Origin of the sequence: Neisseria sp. P0008.S002, assembly GCF_051962805.1 — a bacterium.
GTDB classification, from domain to species: Bacteria; Pseudomonadota; Gammaproteobacteria; order Burkholderiales; family Neisseriaceae; genus Neisseria; species Neisseria perflava.
The window spans coordinates 285,804-301,165 of record NZ_JBQCUY010000003.1; the positions used below are offsets into that span (position 1 = coordinate 285,804).

Below are 15,362 nucleotides of genomic sequence, written 5' to 3' on the forward strand. Positions count from 1 at the left end.
GCCGTCTGAACTTTCAGACGGCCTCAAAACCTTATGGAAACACAATGAAAAAAACCATTCTTTCTCTTACTCTCCTCATCAGCGCTCCGGCTTTATGGGCATTTTCCCCTGCCGAATTGGCACAAACCCTGCAAAAACCGCAAAACGTGCAAGGTAATTTTGTCCAACAACGCCAGCTCAAATCCCTCAGCAAACCCATGACCACCAGCGGCAGCTTTACCCTTGTCCCACAAAAAGGCCTGCTCTGGAAAATGCAAAAACCATTTGAAACCACCCTGCGCGTGCGTTCAGACGGCATCATGCAATGGAACGGCAGTCAATGGGTCAACCCAAATGCCAGCAAACTCAACGGCCAAAGCCGCCAAATCAAACTCTTCCTCGACCTTTTGGGCGGCAATACCCAGGGCTTGGAAAAACAATTTGATTTGAAATTAAACGGCAACGAGAAAAAATGGACGTTGACCCTGACTCCGAAAACCGCCATTACCCGCCAAATCTTCAACCGTATCGAAATCAACGGCGATACGCTGGTGCGTAAAATCGAATTGGACGAAAAGCAAGGCGACAAAACCATCATGCAGTTCAACCAAATCCAAACCGATAAAGCCCTAGACAGCTTTAGCCGTACCGCCCTCTAAATTGTCTATTCCAACAAAAGGCCGTCTGAAAATAGATTTCTGACAGCCTTTTATATTAATCGGCTGAAGGCTGCTGCCCTTTTCTTTCCGCCTTTCTGGCTTCGCGAATGGCTTTGAGTTCGGCCTCTTTCTGTCTGGCTTTTTTCAGCCAAGTTTCCCATTGGTTTGGCGTTTCCAGCGTGATTCTGCCGATTTTTCCTTCACGGAAATCAGTCAGGATATTTTCAGCAGCCTTTTGATAGTTAACCCGTCCGCCGCTCAAAACCGCACCACGTTTTTTAGCAATCCACTCCAACCAAGAAGTATCGTCCCAATGACTACTTGGATCTTTGTCGGCTTGATAGCGCTCTTGCAACAGGGCCAGATAATGGCGGCGAAGGTAATCCAAAAGCTCAAGCGCCACTTCTTCTTCGTCCAGCGCGTTGCGTCCGACTGCACCGCCGGCCGCAAGGTTGTAGCCGCCTTCTTCAACGATAATTTTTGGCCACAACATACCGGGGGTATCGTAAAGCCAGAAATCGTCTGCAAGGAAAAGGCGCTGTTCGGCTTTGGTAATACCGGGTTCGTTGCCGGTTTTGGCAGATTTTTTGCCGATCATACCGTTAATCAAGGTGGATTTGCCGACGTTGGGGATACCGCAAATCAGGACACGCAGCGGCTTCTCGATACCTTGGCGATGCGGAATCATGGCGCGGCAGGCTTGGGTAATTTTGCTATGCGCGCCAGTTTCGGAAGAATCAAGCGCAATGGCGCGGGTATCTTGGCGGCTGTTGTAGTGTTCGAGCCAAACTCTGGTACGCTCGGGATCGGCAAGGTCTTGCTTGTTTAAGATTTTGAGTTTTGGCTTGCCTTTGGACAACTGGGCAAGCAAGGGGTTTTCGCTGGAAGCAGGCATACGCGCGTCCAACATCTCAATCACCATATCAACGCTTTTAATGCGTTCGGCAATGGCTTTTTTTGCCTTATTCATGTGGCCGGGAAACCATTGGATAGCCATGTCTTTTTATTCTTTCTATTCGTATCTGAGGCCGTCTGAACAATTATTTTTTCAGACGGCCTCGGCATTTGGATAATCGGTCAATCGGGATTTAGAGGTTGCCATGCTCGTAGCTGTAATAACCTGCTTCATCCATACATTGCTCAAACGTCTTGGATGTATTTCCATTTTGAACTTGCGATTTGCAGGTATTGATTTGGCGGGAAACTTCAGCTTCGCTCGCGCCGGTGCGGTGCCAACGGTAAGCAGTGACAGGTTCTGTTGCACAGGCGGTCAAGATAAGCAGGGATAATGCGGTCAGACTGATTTTTTTCATGGTTTCTTCCTTTGAGGCCGTCTGAAACGGCAAGTTAGCGTCCTGCCAAGCTTTGTGCCTGACGATGGCGGACAAGGAGTTCGTAACGGCCTTTGAGGCGTTCGGCCAGTTTTTCCACAACATAAACGGAGCGGTGCTGACCGCCGGTACAACCGATGGCAATCGTCACATAACTACGGCTCTCTTGCTGCAGGCGCGGTAACCAGCGGCTAATAAAATGGTCGATGTCATCAACCATTTCTTGAGCCAACGGCTGCTGACCCAAATAATCTTGAATAGGCTTATCCATGCCGGTAAAGGGGCGTAATTCCGGATCGTAATACGGATTGGGCAGGCTGCGCATATCAAACATAAAGTCGGCATTGTTGGGGACGCCGTATTTGAAACCAAAGGATTCAAGAATGACCAGCAAACCGACACGTTCAATATTGAGCCATTGTTGCACAGCATAACGCAGCTGCTGTGCGTTCATTTTGGACGTATCGATGCAATATGCGATGTCTCTAAGCGGGAAGAGCCATTCGCGTTCTTTTTGCAGGCTTTCCAACAAAGTCAGATTATGGCCGGACAAAGGGTGTCCGCGGCGGGTTTCTGAGAAGCGGCGAACCAACACACCCTCTTCCGCTTCAATAAAGAGGACTTCGACTTGATGCCCTTCATGACGCAAATATTGGATTTGCTCTTGCGCTTCCTGAATATTGATACCGGAACGGATATCAACGCTGACACCAAGCTGGGTTTCTTCGCCGCGTTCAATATGGTACAACACCAGCGAAGGCAACATTTCCAAAGGCAGATTATCAACGCAATAAAAGCCTGAATCTTCGAGTTGTTTGAGGGCTACGGATTTTCCTGAACCGGATAAGCCGCTAATCAGGACGATTTTCATGGTTTTGTTCGTTTTCTTTGAGTTGTGTTTGATGGCGTTCGAGGAATTCTTTGGTGCTGTCTTTACCGCGCAATTGAAGGATGTAATTGCGCACTGCAGCTTCAACCAATACTGCTAAGTTTCGACCGATTGCAACAGGCAGGGTAACGGAACGGATGCTGACGTTGAGGATAGACTCTGTTTCGGTACGGATGCTCAATCGATCGAGTTGTTTCATGTATCCGTCGTCGGCCGGAACCAAATTAATAATCAGCTGGAGGATTTTTTTCGGACGGATGGAGGTTTCGCCAAAAATATGGCGGATATTGAGTATGCCCAAGCCGCGTACTTCGAGGAAATCACGCAGCATAGGCGGGCAACGGCCTTCCAGCATTTCTGGACCGGTACGGAAAAGTTCGACTGCATCATCGGCAATCAGGCTGTGGCCGCGCGAAATCAGCTCCAATGCCAATTCGCTCTTACCCAAGCCGGATTGTCCAGTAATGAGTACGCCCACTTCAAATACATCCAAAAATACGCCATGCTTGATGGTGGAAGTTGCCAATGTCCGTTGCAGATAAATCCGCAAAACGTCCATCAGGTGCGGGCTTTCCTGTTTGGAAGTCAGCAAGGGGATACTGTTGGTATGGCAATAATCGCGTAATTTGGGCGAAACCGGCAAACCGTTGGCGACGATGACCAAAGACATGGGAATGTCGAAAAGCTCGCCGAAATCATAGTTGAGTTCGCCCGATTCCAGACGGCGTAAATATTCGGCTTCGGCTACGCCGACAACTTGAATTTGGTTGGGATGGATAAAGTTTAAATGGCCGACCAAGGCCAAGACGGGTTTATCGGCTTCGACACCGATACGGTTGTCCGCGCCGGAATTGCCGGCAGCCCAAGCAAGTTCGAGTTTGTGCTGATTGTCGGAAAACAGGCGGCGGACAGATATGCTGGGCATGAATTACTCTTCGGTCAGGAGTGTGCGTACTTCTTCGGCAGAAGTCGCGGCCATCAATGCTTCACGGACGGCTTTTTGAGAGAATCTGCCGGCCAGTTTGGACAAGACTTCCAAATGTTCGCCGGTAGCGTTTTCAGGCACAAGCAGGATAAAAATCAGGGAAACGGGTTTGCCGTCGGGCGCATCAAAGGCGACCGGCTCTTTGGTGCGGATAAACGCACCGGTAGCTTTTTTCACGCATGCGTGACGGCCGTGGGGAATCGCCACCCCCTGCCCCAAACCGGTCGAACCAAGTTTTTCACGGGCAAACAGGCAGTCGAACACGTTGGTATTCGGTAATTCTGCTTCATTCTCCAGCAGCTGGGCGGCCTCCTCAAACAGACGCTTTTTGCTGCTGACTTCCAAATCCAAAACGATATGGGACAAAGGTAAAATTTCGCCGATCAGGCTCATGTGTATCTCTTTTAACTGTCGCAAAACAATGGGATTGTACCGATTGTCGGTGCAAATCTCAATCCTGAAGGCGTAATTTACACTCCTCCCGCTAACATTTTCCATGTTGTTTTTGATATTTTTTAACGAGCTAAAAATAATCCAACTGTTTGCTTATATTGAATTTAAAGTAAAAATTCTATCACTAGCCAAACTATGATTCAAATGAAAAGGGGTATGTCCGGCATACTCCTTTTCCCTTTTTTTCAGACGGCCCCAACCTCGTTTTTTAAAACAGTTTGGAAACCAAAAACAACCAAAAATAATGGCAGACCAATCCGCAAAACCACGCCAAGCCGATGCGGTTGTTGGCCAAAAACGTTTGGAAGCACAACTGGCGGTCGCGCGTACGGATGGCGGCATACTGCTGATACTGCCAATACGCGGTTATCGGCAATACCAACCAATAAGGCCAAGTTGCGCCGATTTTAATACCCAGCACCACCATCAATACGGTAAACCAAAAATGGCAAAGCATAGAGGCGGTAATATCGTGATGACCAAATGTGATTGCCGAAGTTTTAATACCGATTTTCAAATCATCTTCTTTGTCCGCCATGGCATAAATCGTGTCGTAAGCCAGCGTCCATAAGGCATTGGCGGTAAACATCAGCCATGCTTCGGGAGGCACTCGGCCTTGCACGGCAGCAAAGGCCATGGGAATGCCGAACGAAAATGCCAGCCCCAAATAAAACTGCGGCAACGGGAAAAAGCGTTTGGTAAAGGGATATGTGACGGCCAGGAACAAGGCCGGAAGGCTCATCAGCCAAGTAAAACGGTTGAGCGGTACCAAGCATAAAGCCGCCATCAGACACAGCATGACGGTCAAAAGCAGCGCTTCGGTTTTGGAAACCAAACCTTTGGCAAACGGGCGGTTTTTGGTACGCTCTACTGCGCCGTCAAAATTGCGGTCGGCAAAGTCATTCACAACGCAACCTGCGCTGCGCATCAAAAATGTGCCAGCGGTAAAGGCAATAAAAATATCCGCGTCAGGAACGCCTTTAGACGCAATCCACAATGCCCAATAAGTCGGCCACAGCAAAAGCAGGGTGCCGATGGGTTTGTCGACGCGCATCAGCTTGGCGTATATCACCATCCGTCCGACAGCGTAACGCGGTAGAAATTGTAGAAAAAAGCGCCTTATGTTCATTGATGTAATGTGTCGTTGTTTATGTGTCGATTCGGAAGGAAAGGCTTTTTAGAGCCTTAGCTCTTATTATAATTTATTGCCGTCTGAAATTAAACAGATATTAACGATTTAATTTATTGTATTATAACAGAATTATGACAAACATCGGTAATTGGTTTTCTTTTCAGGCGGCCTTATCGGTATAAATCCATTAATTTCAATAAGAAATATTCTGTTAATTCCAATGTTTCGCCGTTCCAATCGAAATATGAACGGCGCGCGGTAACAGGCCGTCTGAAAGACGGATGGTCGAAATCTTCAAAACGAAGAAACTCAAAATCCGAACGTTTCAACGGCAATGTACCGTCAAACAGGCGCTCGCCCAGAGGCTGCGTTCCGCAATCCAATAATTCTGTCCATAGACGGCTATCCGGTCGGCACGCACTTCTGGCTTGTATTACTGTTTCGCCGTCCAGTTTGAGCAAAACATCGCGCACAAAGATTTCGTCTCCATTTTCCACTCCCTTCGTCAAACCCAAATACACAGGCTCGACTGAAAAATCCTTACCTGAAGCGCGCAACGCAGCGGTTAGCGAAGAAACGGTCAGCAAATGTTCGGCCTTAGACGGCAGAAGACTTGAAGCTTCGGCATATGAACAAAGTGTGCCACGCGGTATATCAAACGCCATTTACCACCTCTGTTTTGGCCAACTCCTGCCATTTGGCTTCGGGAAACTCATCTTTCAGACGGCCTTTAAGATATTCCAAGGTATCTCCGGCAACGGTTTCATCTTTGCTGTCATGAATATGGTTGAAAATCAGGCTGTGCAAGCTGATGCCGTATTGTTTGAGCGCGGCGAAGCTGAGCAGGGTGTGGTTGATACTGCCGAGACGTCCGCTGGTAACGAGGATGACGGGATAGCCTTGCTGACGGATATAATCAATGGTCAACAGGTTTTCTGTCAGCGGAACCATCAAACCGCCCGCGCCTTCGACCAAGACGATTTCGTATTGTGCCGCCAATTCTTGCGTAGCGGTACGGATTTTGTCCAAGTCCAAAGCCCTGCCGTCCAGACGGGCGGCGAGGTGGGGCGAGGCCGGATAGCTGAAAATTTCGGGCATGGTCAGCCCTTGCTTGTCGGCTTCCTGCATGAGTATGCCCATGATTTTGCGGTGGACGGTGATGTCTTCAGCGATATTTTTGCAACCGGTTTGCACAGGCTTTTGCGTAATCACACTTTTACCCTGCTGCAACAATTGTTTTGCCAACACGCCGGTGGCGACGGTTTTGCCGATGTCCGTATCAATGCCGCTGACGAAGTAAACGCCTTTCATTTGCTGTGTTCCTTCAAGATTTGTACGGTTTTGTCGGCAAGTTCGGTCAAGAGGTCGTCTGGAATAATGTAAGGCGGCATGAGATACACCAGCCTGCCGAAGGGGCGCACCCAAATTCCTTGCGCCACGCAATCCGCTTGAAAACGCGCCATATCCACGCCTTTTTCCAACTCGATCACCCCGATGGCACCCAAAACGCGTACGTCCTTCACGCCGCGAATGTCCCATGCAGCTTTCAGACGGCCTTTTAAGATGCTTTCGATGCGGCGGATATTTGCCTGCCAGTCTTGAGACAAAAGCAGCTTGACCGAGGCGCAGGCAACGGCACACGCCAGCGGGTTCGCCATAAATGTCGGCCCGTGCATAAATACGCCCGCTTCGCCGCGCGAAATCGTTTCGGTGACTTTTTGCGAAGTGATCGCCGCCGCCAACGTCATATAGCCGCCGCTCAAGCCCTTGCCGATACACATAATATCCGGCACGACATTCGCGTGTTCGCAGGCAAACATCTTGCCCGTGCGTCCGAATCCGGTAGCGATTTCATCAAAAATCAACACGATATCAAATTTATCGCACAAATCGCGCAATCCGCGAAGATACTGCGGATGATAGAAATACATGCCGCCCGCGCCCTGCACGACCGGCTCTAAAATAAAGGCGGCGATATCCGCATGATGCGCTTCAAACAAGGCGCGGACAGGCTGCAAATCCGCCTCGTCCCATTCATCATCGAAACGGCTTTTCGGATTATCGACAAAATAACGCTGCGGCAACGCGCTGCCGAAAATATGGTGCATCCCCGTTTCCGGATCGCAGACGGACATCGCGTTCCAAGTATCGCCGTGATAACCGCGCCGCACCGTCGCAATATTCTGCTTCGCGGTCAAACCCCGCGCCTGCTGGTATTGCACCGCCATCTTCAGCGCGACTTCCACCGAAACCGAACCTGAATCCGCATAAAAAATACGGTCCAACCCCTGCGGCAAAATCCCGACCAACAACTTGCCCAGCTCTACCGCAGGCTCATGCGTCAAACCGCCAAACATCACATGCGACATTTGCTTAATCTGCGCCTCAACCGCCTGATTCAAAACAGGATGATTGTAGCCGTGTATCGCACACCACCAAGACGACATCCCATCAATCAGCCGCGTACCGTCCGCCAATTCGATGTGCACGCCCTCCGCACGGCGCACCGGATAAACAGGCAACGGGTCGGTCATGGACGTATAGGGATGGAGCAGGTGGGTGCGGTCGAAATCGAGCAGGGGGGAATGTTCAGACATGTTGAAAACAATGGTTTGATCAGTTTCATTATTATATAACATATTTTCTATTTCAGACGGCACGTCTTCCGTACTGCATCAACGCCAATCCGCCCACCGCTGCCAAACAGCCGGCAACCAAAGAAACATGCAATGCCTCGCCCAAAAACCAAGCGGAACACAAAATACCGAATACCGGCACCAAAGTGATGTACGCCGCCGCGCTGCCGGCACCCAAAGTCTTCACGCCTTCAAAATACCACGCATAGCTCAAGACCGTTGCGCCGACAGACAGGCCAATCAAAGCAAACCAGCCCCTGCCGTCCATTTCGGCAAGCATACCAAACGGCAGGCCGTCTGAAATCAGCGCAGGCGGCAGCAACATCATTGCACCCAGCCAAGCGGTGGCCACGGTGACCGTCAGCGCATCAATCCCCTGCAACACCGCCCTGCCTATCATCGTATAAGTGACCAAGCAGCAAAGGCTGAAAAACACCAGCACTTCGCCCCACCCTATGCCGCCGCCCGACAAAAATGCCGCAATCTCGCCATGCGTGACCGCCCATATCGAGCCTGCCACAGCCAACAACATACCCGACACAATCTTGCCGTTGAGCTTCTCGCCAAACAGCAAAGCCGCAAAAAACATCGTCAATACAGGATTGAACGTAACCAACACCGTCGCCCTTGAAGCAGGAATCCGCTGCAAACCCAGCATAGACAACACGGTAAAACCAAATACGCCGAATGCCGCCGCCAGTGCTAATCCAAGCCATTGTTTACGCGACAAAACCGCCAAAGTACGCAATCGATACCGTGCAAACAGCCAGCCCAAAAGCAAGATTGCCGCCGTCAAAAAGCGCAGCATACCGCCCGTTAAAGGCGGCAGCGCTTGTCCCAGCATCCGCCCCATCGGCCAAGATGCGCCCCAAAACGCCGCCATGCCCAATAGTTTTAGATGGATTGCCAAATGTTTCATGGTGATGGATAACTTGAATAATCGGTTTAGAAAGCACACAAGCTCGGTTTGGAAGGATAAATTTCCTTAGCCGCCGATACTTGATAGAGTTTGCGCGGATAAAATACTACGCTGAATCATTACGGAAACAAAGGCCGTCTGAAAGACTGATATCCAGCTTTTTCAGACGGCCTTTGCTGCTCAATCAATAAGGCTTACAACTCAATGCCTTTGAGTTTCGCCACGGTATTAATGTCTTTGTCGCCGCGACCGGAGAGGTTGACCAAAATTACTTGGTCTTTGCTCATTTTCGGCGCGTTTTTCACCGCCCAAGCAACGGCATGGCTGGACTCCAGCGCAGGAATAATGCCCTCGAAACGGCAGAGTAAATCAAAGGCTTCGAGTGCTTCGTCGTCTTTGGCAACGGTGTATTCCACGCGGTTTATGTCGTTCAAATGGCTGTGTTCCGGGCCGATGCCTGGGTAGTCCAAGCCTGCGGAAACAGAGTGCGTACCCAAGACTTGACCGTTTTCGTCCTGCATCAAATAGCTGCGGAAACCGTGCAATACGCCGATAGGGGCTTTGCTGGTAATCGGTGCGGCGTGGTCGGGGGTATCCACGCCCAAACCGCCTGCTTCTACGCCGACCAAACGTACGTTTTCTTCTTCGATATAGGGATGGAACAAACCGATGGCGTTCGAGCCGCCGCCCACGCAGGCAACGGCAACATCAGGTTGGCGGCCGATGGCTTCCAACATTTGTTCTTTGGCTTCATTGCCGATCACGCATTGGAAATCGCGTACCATTTCCGGATACGGCGCAGGGCCTGCGGCAGTGCCGATGATGTAGAACGTATCATCCACACGCGCCACCCATTCGCGCATGGCTTCGTTCATCGCGTCTTTCAGCGTGCGGCTGCCGCTGTCAACGCTGACCACGTTTGCACCCAACAATTTCATACGGAACACGTTGGGCATTTGACGTTGGATATCGTCCGCACCCATATACACGTCACAAGTCATGCCGAAGCGCGCGGCGACGGTGGCAGAAGCCACGCCGTGCTGGCCCGCACCGGTTTCGGCAATCACGCGTTTTTTGCCCATGCGGCGGGCGAGCAGAGCCTGACCGATGGTGTTGTTGACTTTGTGCGCGCCGGTATGGTTCAAATCTTCACGCTTCAGCCAGATTTGTGCGCCGCCCAAATGCTCGGATAATCGCGCGGCATGGTAAACAGGGCTGGGACGGCCGACATAGTGTTTCAAATCATGGCGGAACTCTTCCCAAAATGAAGGATCTTCTTTCGCTGCTTTATAGGCTTCTGCCAATTCTTGCAAAGCCGGAATCAGGGTTTCGGAAACGTACAGGCCGCCGTGTTCGCCGAAAAAGCCGTTCTCGTCGGGAGCGTGATAATTTTTCATGGGATTTTTCCTTGTTCGTTTTATGGTTTCAGACGGCCTGATTCAGTAAAAGGCCGTCTGAAAGTAAAATTGTCAGCAATTATAGCCGTTTTCCATTCATCTTGTCGGCAACTAATTGAATAATAATATCAGCAGACAAAATAGGAACAACAGCGTACAGCTCGATGTTGCAATCAATGCCGTACCCAACGGGGGCGCGATATATTTTTCTTCGTTTTTGTTTCTCAGGCATAGTTTCAATGTCAACATCCCCAGCCACAGTGCCAGCAACCAACAACCTAGAAAGTTAAGCACAAGCAAAGCAATAATCAACTCATTGGTATTTATAGTGCTTATATTCAAAAATATCCAATTAAGGCCGTTAACAGACATAATGACTGCAGATATTTGTATCACATACAAAAGCGTTCCGCCCAGCAATACCTTTATATGCCATTGTTTGGCCTTCAGCCACACTGAGACGACATTTAAAAGCCACCACAAAGCCATAAACGCCATTAAAGAGATTTCATAACGATCCATCGCCTTACTCCTGAAAAACAGTCAATCCAGCCATTTCAAAAAAAGCCCGATACGCCGCTGCCTTTTTCGCCAAACTCAAAGGATAGGCACGCGAAGTCGAAGGCAGGCGCGTCAGAGTCAAATCACGCCCCGCATAGGGGAACGGTACTGTTTCGCCGGTCTTCGGCATTTTCATACCGCTGCCCTGAATCTCCAACAAAACTTCAGTTGCCTTGCCGCCGGTGGTGCAAAGATGGCGGCACTCGGGCATTTGCGCCAATACTGCCGCCAAATCGACGGTTTCTATCACTTTTAAAAACTTATCCGAAGCATTGCCATGTTCGCGTATTGCCTTTAATACGGTCGGACAGGATGCAATCCCCTTTTCACTCAAAAACGCTTTGATTTTATCGGCATCAAACGCCTTTTCGCCCTGCTTTTGAAAATGTGCCGCATCACCAAAAAATACCAACCCATACACACGCCACATATCGTTTTGAAAATTCGGATAATGAAACTGCATCGCGTGTTTCTCTTCTTTAGGCGGAAACGTCCCCATCATCATGACCGTTGCCTGCGGCGGCAACAAGGCTGCGAAAGGGTGAGACTCGACGATTGGCTCTTGCATATTTGTATTCCGGTTGTTTTTCATTCAAACAAAATTTCCGACGGCCTTTACTGCCTGAATAAACGCCGCCATTTTCTCCCTGCTCTTAATCCCGCCGGAGATTTCCACGCCGCCGGACACGTCCACCGCCGCCGCGCCACTGATTTTTACCGCTTCGGCAACGTTTTCCGCCGTCAATCCGCCGGCAAGTATCCACGGTTTGCCGATATTGCCATGCAACATGGTCCAGTCGAAACTTTGTCCCGTACCGCCGTATTCGGTCGGATGATAAGCATCAAACAGCAAAGCGCGGGCATTCGGGAATTTGGCACAGGCCGTCTGAATATCGGCAGCGGACTGTACGCGCACAGCCTTCAAATACGGGCGGTCAAACCGACGGCAAAAATCATCGTCTTCATCGCCGTGAAACTGAATCACATCTATCGGCACCTGACGCAAAATCTCGCGGATGGTTTGCTCGTTTTCATTCACAAACAAGGCCACCACCGATACAAACGGCGGCAGATTTTTCACAACCGCCTGAGCCTGCTCAATACTCACTGCCCGTTTACTCTTGGCGTAAAACACCAGCCCGATAGCATCCGCGCCCAATTCGGCCGCAGCCAGCGCGTCTTCAGGTCGGGTAATACCACAAATTTTGGTGCGTATGGTGTTCATGGCGATAGCCTTTTTAAACAGTTGGGTCGGATATTATATAAGTTTAAGGCCGTCTGAACATGAAATATCAGGTTCAGACGGCCTTAAACTTTAAAACAACCATCAGCCGATAATATTGGCGGCTGTCAGTTGCGCAGCATCTTCATTATAGAAACGTGCGAACTCTGTGCTGCTTTAGGCTCTGCTTGATATACAGAACATCATACCGATTATTACTAATAACTTTGTAATTATTTTCCTCTTTTCTATTTGCCTATTATTTAATCAAATTTATTTTATCCTTTATTATCAATGAGTAAAATAAACTATCCACAATTGGATTCACACAAAATTTGGATAATGCCCGTCAATAAAAAATATTAAGGCTGTCTGAAAAGTCTTTCAGACGGCCTTTTAGCCTTTTTACTCAAACGGTTTCTTCTGCCAATAAAACTTATCCTTTTTCAGACGGCCTTGAAATATATCGTCCTGTCCCAAAGCAAACACCAACGCGCCAGACAAATCCGTTCTCAATAAAGTAATACCATGCGCGCGGACACGATTTTGTACGGCAACGGTCGGATGTTTGTAGGCATTGGCATAGCCGCTAGATGCCACGGCATATTGTGGCGAAACCGTATGCAAAAAGCTGCCTGACGAAGCCGTGCTGCTGCCGTGATGTCCCAACACCAACACTTGGCTATACAGCGCATTGCCGTATTTCTCAATCAAACCGGCCTCGCCTTTCACGCCCAAATCGCCGGTTATTAACAAGGCTTTTCTGTTTGCCACGACACGCAATACGCAGCTTTGGTCGTTATCTTCCTTGCCTGCATTTTCAGACGGCCTGAGCAACTCGAAATCTACGCCGTCCCATTGCCATTTGTCTTCTTGGCAAAACTCTGCATTCGGATAAAATTCAGGTTGTCCGGCAAGCAATTTATCGGTACCGACAGCCGCCACACTTTGAAAACCGCCGTCATGGTCAATATCATGGTGCGACAAAATCAGGCTGTCCAAACGGCGCACACCCATCGCGTTCAAACTCGGCACTATACCTGTTTGCGCCACTTGCTCCGTTCCCGTATCAAACAAAAGATTGCGGTTACGCGTTTGTATCAACACCGACAAACCTTGTCCTGCATCCATCACCGTAACTCTTGCCACCCCCTCCTCCAGCTTGGCAGGACGGTAAAACACAAAGCCCAATAAAACCAGACATGCCCAAGGTTTTAAGCCCATTCCTTTAGGCAGCAATAACAGTAAAGCCGCCATCATCGCCAACACAAGCAAAGGCACGGGCGCCGCTGCGACGGCAAATTCAGGCGATACCATAGCCAGCCATAGCAAACCGCGTAAAGTATATTCCGCCAAAAATGCCGCTACCAACTGGACAAGTTCAAACGGAAAAACCGAACCCAGCAAAGCCAACGGCGTCAACACCCAAGAAAACCAAGGAATAGCCAGCGCATTAACCAACGGACTGAGCAAAGGTAACGAAGCAAACAAATAGCCCAGCAATACCACCGACAATACAGTCGCTGCCCATTGTCCCCGTACAGCCAACCGCCAGCCCGACTCTTTCAGACGGCCTGATGAAGCCCAAATCAAAGCAGCAACCAAACCGAAAGACAACCAAGTTCCCACGCCCAATACAGCCAACGGATCCAACAACAAAACAACGGCCAAAGCCTGCCACCACGCCGTCCAGCCCGAGCCGCCACTGCCGCGCCACCATGCCCACGCAAACGCAGCCAACATCAACACACTGCGTTGCGTCGGTACGGAAAAACCGGCCAAAAGCGCATAAAACAAAGCACCGGCAACACCGCCTGCCAATATCCACACACGCGGTTTTGCCGGAATCCACGGCAAATAACGGAAAATTCGCTTAATCAGCCAGGCAAACAATACCGCCACCATCGTCACATGCAGGCCCGAAATACTGACCAAGTGTGTCAGCCCCAAAGGGCGGAATGCCTGCCACAAAGGCGGCCTCAACGCCGATTGCTCGCCAATACTCAAAGCACGCATCAGCCCTATGCCGTCTGAAAACTCAGGATATTTGTCCCCTGTTCTCTGCCAACTCCAGCTTACCGCATCACGCATATTAGCCAAACCGAAACCGCCACCTTGCCGCACGAGTTTCCTGTCGCGCCCCAAAGTACCCATGCCATCGATACCATTGGCCAAAGCCCATATTTCACGGTTCAAACCGCGCACATTCACTTCACCGATCACCGGCCTTACCCGCGCCGATACAGACCACCTGCTGCCCACCGCCCAATCGCGCCGCTGATAATCCGACAACATCAAATCAAAAGCCTGCCCCTGTTCATCCCAAGCCCTTGCCGCAAACTGCACGCGCCGACCATCATCACGCGGCATATCCGCCACTTCAACCGTCAAAACTTTAGCCGCCACCTCCCCTGCAGGCCATTGACCGGCCAACACCAGCCCGGTCCGCCACACTCCAAACGCCATACCCACGCAAACAGCCAGCACCAACCAAGCCACAGCAAATTTTCGACACAACGCAAGCGCGCCAATGATTACAGACAACCAAGCCCACCATGGCGGCACAAACGGCAACGCAAACGAAAGCACTACACCCACCACCCAAGCAGGCAACACAAACCGCCACGCCATGAACATTTTCCCTTAAATTATGATTATTAGATATGTAATAATAAATGCTTTTAGTAGATTATGACAAATATTTGATTGCAGTATTTATGACCTGAATCCGTCCGATTTTGTCGTAGATGTAATTGAGTACGCCGCTTCTTTGGTCGGCACTTTGAATCAGGTTGCCGGCTTTGTCATAGGCGTAGGTATGACCCAACGCGTTGGTGCGTTTGAGCGGCAGTCCGTCCACTGCGAGCTCGTAAGCGGTTTTGGCACCAAGTCCGTCGATGTGGGCGGTCAGCCGGTTGAGGCGGTCGTATTCGAAGGTTTCGTGACTGCCGTCGGGGTAGTCGGTACGGACGGGGTTGCCTGCTGCGTCGTAGTGGTGGCGGGTGGTATGGCCCAGCGCATCGGTAACGGTTTCGAGATCGCCGTATTCGGTGTAACCGAAACGGGTGGTTTCGCCGGTACAGTCGGTAAAGCAGACGAGCTGGTCGAGGGTGTCGTATTGAAGGCGTCGGGTTTTACCTAAGGCGTCGGTAATGGTTTCGGGCAGCCATTGGGCGTTGTAGCCGTAGCTTGTGGTGTA

Annotated in this window: 16 protein-coding genes and 1 pseudogene; 1 reads left to right on the forward strand and 16 read right to left on the reverse strand. The window is 50.3% G+C overall.

Annotated elements, in window-relative coordinates:
- Positions 1 to 44 precede the first annotated feature (44 nt).
- The gene (locus tag ACTHSA_RS05070) at positions 45 to 638 is read left to right on the forward strand and encodes a LolA family protein (RefSeq protein ID WP_004520070.1); all 594 of its coding nucleotides are present in this window, start codon (positions 45 to 47) and stop codon (positions 636 to 638) included.
- 55 nt (positions 639 to 693) lie between these two features.
- On the opposite strand, the gene ylqF is transcribed toward ACTHSA_RS05070, so the two are convergent.
- The 16 genes and pseudogenes from ylqF to ACTHSA_RS05150 all read right to left on the reverse strand — a co-directional run.
- Complete coding sequence (gene ylqF, locus ACTHSA_RS05075; protein WP_004520069.1) at positions 694 to 1,635, reverse strand: ribosome biogenesis GTPase YlqF; 942 nt, start codon at positions 1,633 to 1,635, stop codon at positions 694 to 696.
- A 91-nt stretch (positions 1,636 to 1,726) separates the two neighbouring features.
- On the reverse strand, positions 1,727 to 1,951 hold the full coding sequence (locus ACTHSA_RS05080; RefSeq protein ID WP_039862229.1) for a protocatechuate 3,4-dioxygenase: 225 nt from the start codon (positions 1,949 to 1,951) through the stop codon (positions 1,727 to 1,729).
- A 34-nt stretch (positions 1,952 to 1,985) separates the two neighbouring features.
- Complete coding sequence (gene rapZ, locus ACTHSA_RS05085) at positions 1,986 to 2,840, reverse strand: RNase adapter RapZ (protein ID WP_004520067.1); 855 nt, start codon at positions 2,838 to 2,840, stop codon at positions 1,986 to 1,988.
- Positions 2,821 to 3,783 carry an HPr(Ser) kinase/phosphatase gene (gene hprK, locus ACTHSA_RS05090; RefSeq protein WP_004520066.1) on the reverse strand — a complete coding sequence of 321 codons (963 nt, stop codon included), beginning with the start codon at positions 3,781 to 3,783 and terminating at the stop codon, positions 2,821 to 2,823. Before hprK ends, rapZ begins: the two co-directional genes overlap by 20 nt.
- 3 nt (positions 3,784 to 3,786) lie before the next feature.
- Positions 3,787 to 4,236 (reverse strand): PTS IIA-like nitrogen regulatory protein PtsN, encoded by a 450-nt coding sequence (ptsN, locus tag ACTHSA_RS05095; protein ID WP_049344012.1) that lies wholly within the window; start codon positions 4,234 to 4,236, stop codon positions 3,787 to 3,789.
- 268 nt (positions 4,237 to 4,504) lie between these two features.
- Positions 4,505 to 5,371 (reverse strand): 4-hydroxybenzoate octaprenyltransferase, encoded by an 867-nt coding sequence (gene ubiA / locus ACTHSA_RS05100; RefSeq protein ID WP_432760660.1) that lies wholly within the window; start codon positions 5,369 to 5,371, stop codon positions 4,505 to 4,507.
- Between the two features lie 227 nt (positions 5,372 to 5,598).
- Positions 5,599 to 6,093: a chorismate--pyruvate lyase family protein gene (locus tag ACTHSA_RS05105; protein ID WP_070625508.1), complete on the reverse strand. Its 495-nt coding sequence runs from the start codon at positions 6,091 to 6,093 to the stop codon at positions 5,599 to 5,601.
- The gene (gene bioD / locus ACTHSA_RS05110) at positions 6,083 to 6,739 is read right to left on the reverse strand and encodes a dethiobiotin synthase (RefSeq protein WP_070625510.1); all 657 of its coding nucleotides are present in this window, start codon (positions 6,737 to 6,739) and stop codon (positions 6,083 to 6,085) included. Before bioD ends, ACTHSA_RS05105 begins: the two co-directional genes overlap by 11 nt.
- Positions 6,736 to 8,025, reverse strand: a complete 1,290-nt coding sequence (gene bioA, locus ACTHSA_RS05115) for an adenosylmethionine--8-amino-7-oxononanoate transaminase (RefSeq protein ID WP_070625526.1) — start codon at positions 8,023 to 8,025, stop codon at positions 6,736 to 6,738. Before bioA ends, bioD begins: the two co-directional genes overlap by 4 nt.
- Before the next feature lie 52 nt (positions 8,026 to 8,077).
- Positions 8,078 to 8,983, reverse strand: coding sequence for a DMT family transporter (locus ACTHSA_RS05120; RefSeq protein ID WP_070625512.1), 906 nt, complete (start codon positions 8,981 to 8,983; stop codon positions 8,078 to 8,080).
- A gap of 194 nt (positions 8,984 to 9,177) precedes the next feature.
- Positions 9,178 to 10,380 carry a tryptophan synthase subunit beta gene (trpB, locus tag ACTHSA_RS05125; protein ID WP_049322854.1) on the reverse strand — a complete coding sequence of 401 codons (1,203 nt, stop codon included), beginning with the start codon at positions 10,378 to 10,380 and terminating at the stop codon, positions 9,178 to 9,180.
- A 111-nt stretch (positions 10,381 to 10,491) separates the two neighbouring features.
- A complete protein-coding gene (locus ACTHSA_RS05130) occupies positions 10,492 to 10,902 on the reverse strand; it encodes a hypothetical protein (protein ID WP_070625514.1) in 411 nt (136 codons plus the stop codon).
- A gap of 4 nt (positions 10,903 to 10,906) precedes the next feature.
- Positions 10,907 to 11,509 carry a DNA glycosylase gene (locus ACTHSA_RS05135; RefSeq protein ID WP_070625528.1) on the reverse strand — a complete coding sequence of 201 codons (603 nt, stop codon included), beginning with the start codon at positions 11,507 to 11,509 and terminating at the stop codon, positions 10,907 to 10,909.
- A gap of 24 nt (positions 11,510 to 11,533) precedes the next feature.
- A complete protein-coding gene (locus ACTHSA_RS05140) occupies positions 11,534 to 12,166 on the reverse strand; it encodes a phosphoribosylanthranilate isomerase (RefSeq protein WP_070625516.1) in 633 nt (210 codons plus the stop codon).
- A gap of 402 nt (positions 12,167 to 12,568) precedes the next feature.
- The gene (locus ACTHSA_RS05145; protein WP_108700029.1) at positions 12,569 to 14,794 is read right to left on the reverse strand and encodes a DNA internalization-related competence protein ComEC/Rec2; all 2,226 of its coding nucleotides are present in this window, start codon (positions 14,792 to 14,794) and stop codon (positions 12,569 to 12,571) included.
- A 58-nt stretch (positions 14,795 to 14,852) separates the two neighbouring features.
- Positions 14,853 to 15,362 (reverse strand): annotated as a pseudogene (locus ACTHSA_RS05150) (RHS repeat protein); the annotation flags it as partial.

Bases quoted from the DNA above. Each gene is read 5' to 3' on its own strand.
- ACTHSA_RS05070 (WP_004520070.1), top strand. From the start codon at position 45: ATGAAAAAAACCATTCTTTCTCTTACTCTCCTCATCAGCGCTCCGGCT.
- ylqF (WP_004520069.1), bottom strand. From the start codon at position 1,635: ATGGCTATCCAATGGTTTCCCGGCCACATGAATAAGGCAAAAAAAGCC.
- ACTHSA_RS05080 (WP_039862229.1), bottom strand. From the start codon at position 1,951: ATGAAAAAAATCAGTCTGACCGCATTATCCCTGCTTATCTTGACCGCC.
- rapZ (WP_004520067.1), bottom strand. From the start codon at position 2,840: ATGAAAATCGTCCTGATTAGCGGCTTATCCGGTTCAGGAAAATCCGTA.
- hprK (WP_004520066.1), bottom strand. From the start codon at position 3,783: ATGCCCAGCATATCTGTCCGCCGCCTGTTTTCCGACAATCAGCACAAA.
- ptsN (WP_049344012.1), bottom strand. From the start codon at position 4,236: ATGAGCCTGATCGGCGAAATTTTACCTTTGTCCCATATCGTTTTGGAT.
- ubiA (WP_432760660.1), bottom strand. From the start codon at position 5,371: ATGGTGATATACGCCAAGCTGATGCGCGTCGACAAACCCATCGGCACC.
- ACTHSA_RS05105 (WP_070625508.1), bottom strand. From the start codon at position 6,093: ATGGCGTTTGATATACCGCGTGGCACACTTTGTTCATATGCCGAAGCT.
- bioD (WP_070625510.1), bottom strand. From the start codon at position 6,739: ATGAAAGGCGTTTACTTCGTCAGCGGCATTGATACGGACATCGGCAAA.
- bioA (WP_070625526.1), bottom strand. From the start codon at position 8,025: ATGTCTGAACATTCCCCCCTGCTCGATTTCGACCGCACCCACCTGCTC.
- ACTHSA_RS05120 (WP_070625512.1), bottom strand. From the start codon at position 8,983: ATGAAACATTTGGCAATCCATCTAAAACTATTGGGCATGGCGGCGTTT.
- trpB (WP_049322854.1), bottom strand. From the start codon at position 10,380: ATGAAAAATTATCACGCTCCCGACGAGAACGGCTTTTTCGGCGAACAC.
- ACTHSA_RS05130 (WP_070625514.1), bottom strand. From the start codon at position 10,902: ATGGATCGTTATGAAATCTCTTTAATGGCGTTTATGGCTTTGTGGTGG.
- ACTHSA_RS05135 (WP_070625528.1), bottom strand. From the start codon at position 11,509: ATGCAAGAGCCAATCGTCGAGTCTCACCCTTTCGCAGCCTTGTTGCCG.
- ACTHSA_RS05140 (WP_070625516.1), bottom strand. From the start codon at position 12,166: ATGAACACCATACGCACCAAAATTTGTGGTATTACCCGACCTGAAGAC.
- ACTHSA_RS05145 (WP_108700029.1), bottom strand. From the start codon at position 14,794: ATGGCGTGGCGGTTTGTGTTGCCTGCTTGGGTGGTGGGTGTAGTGCTT.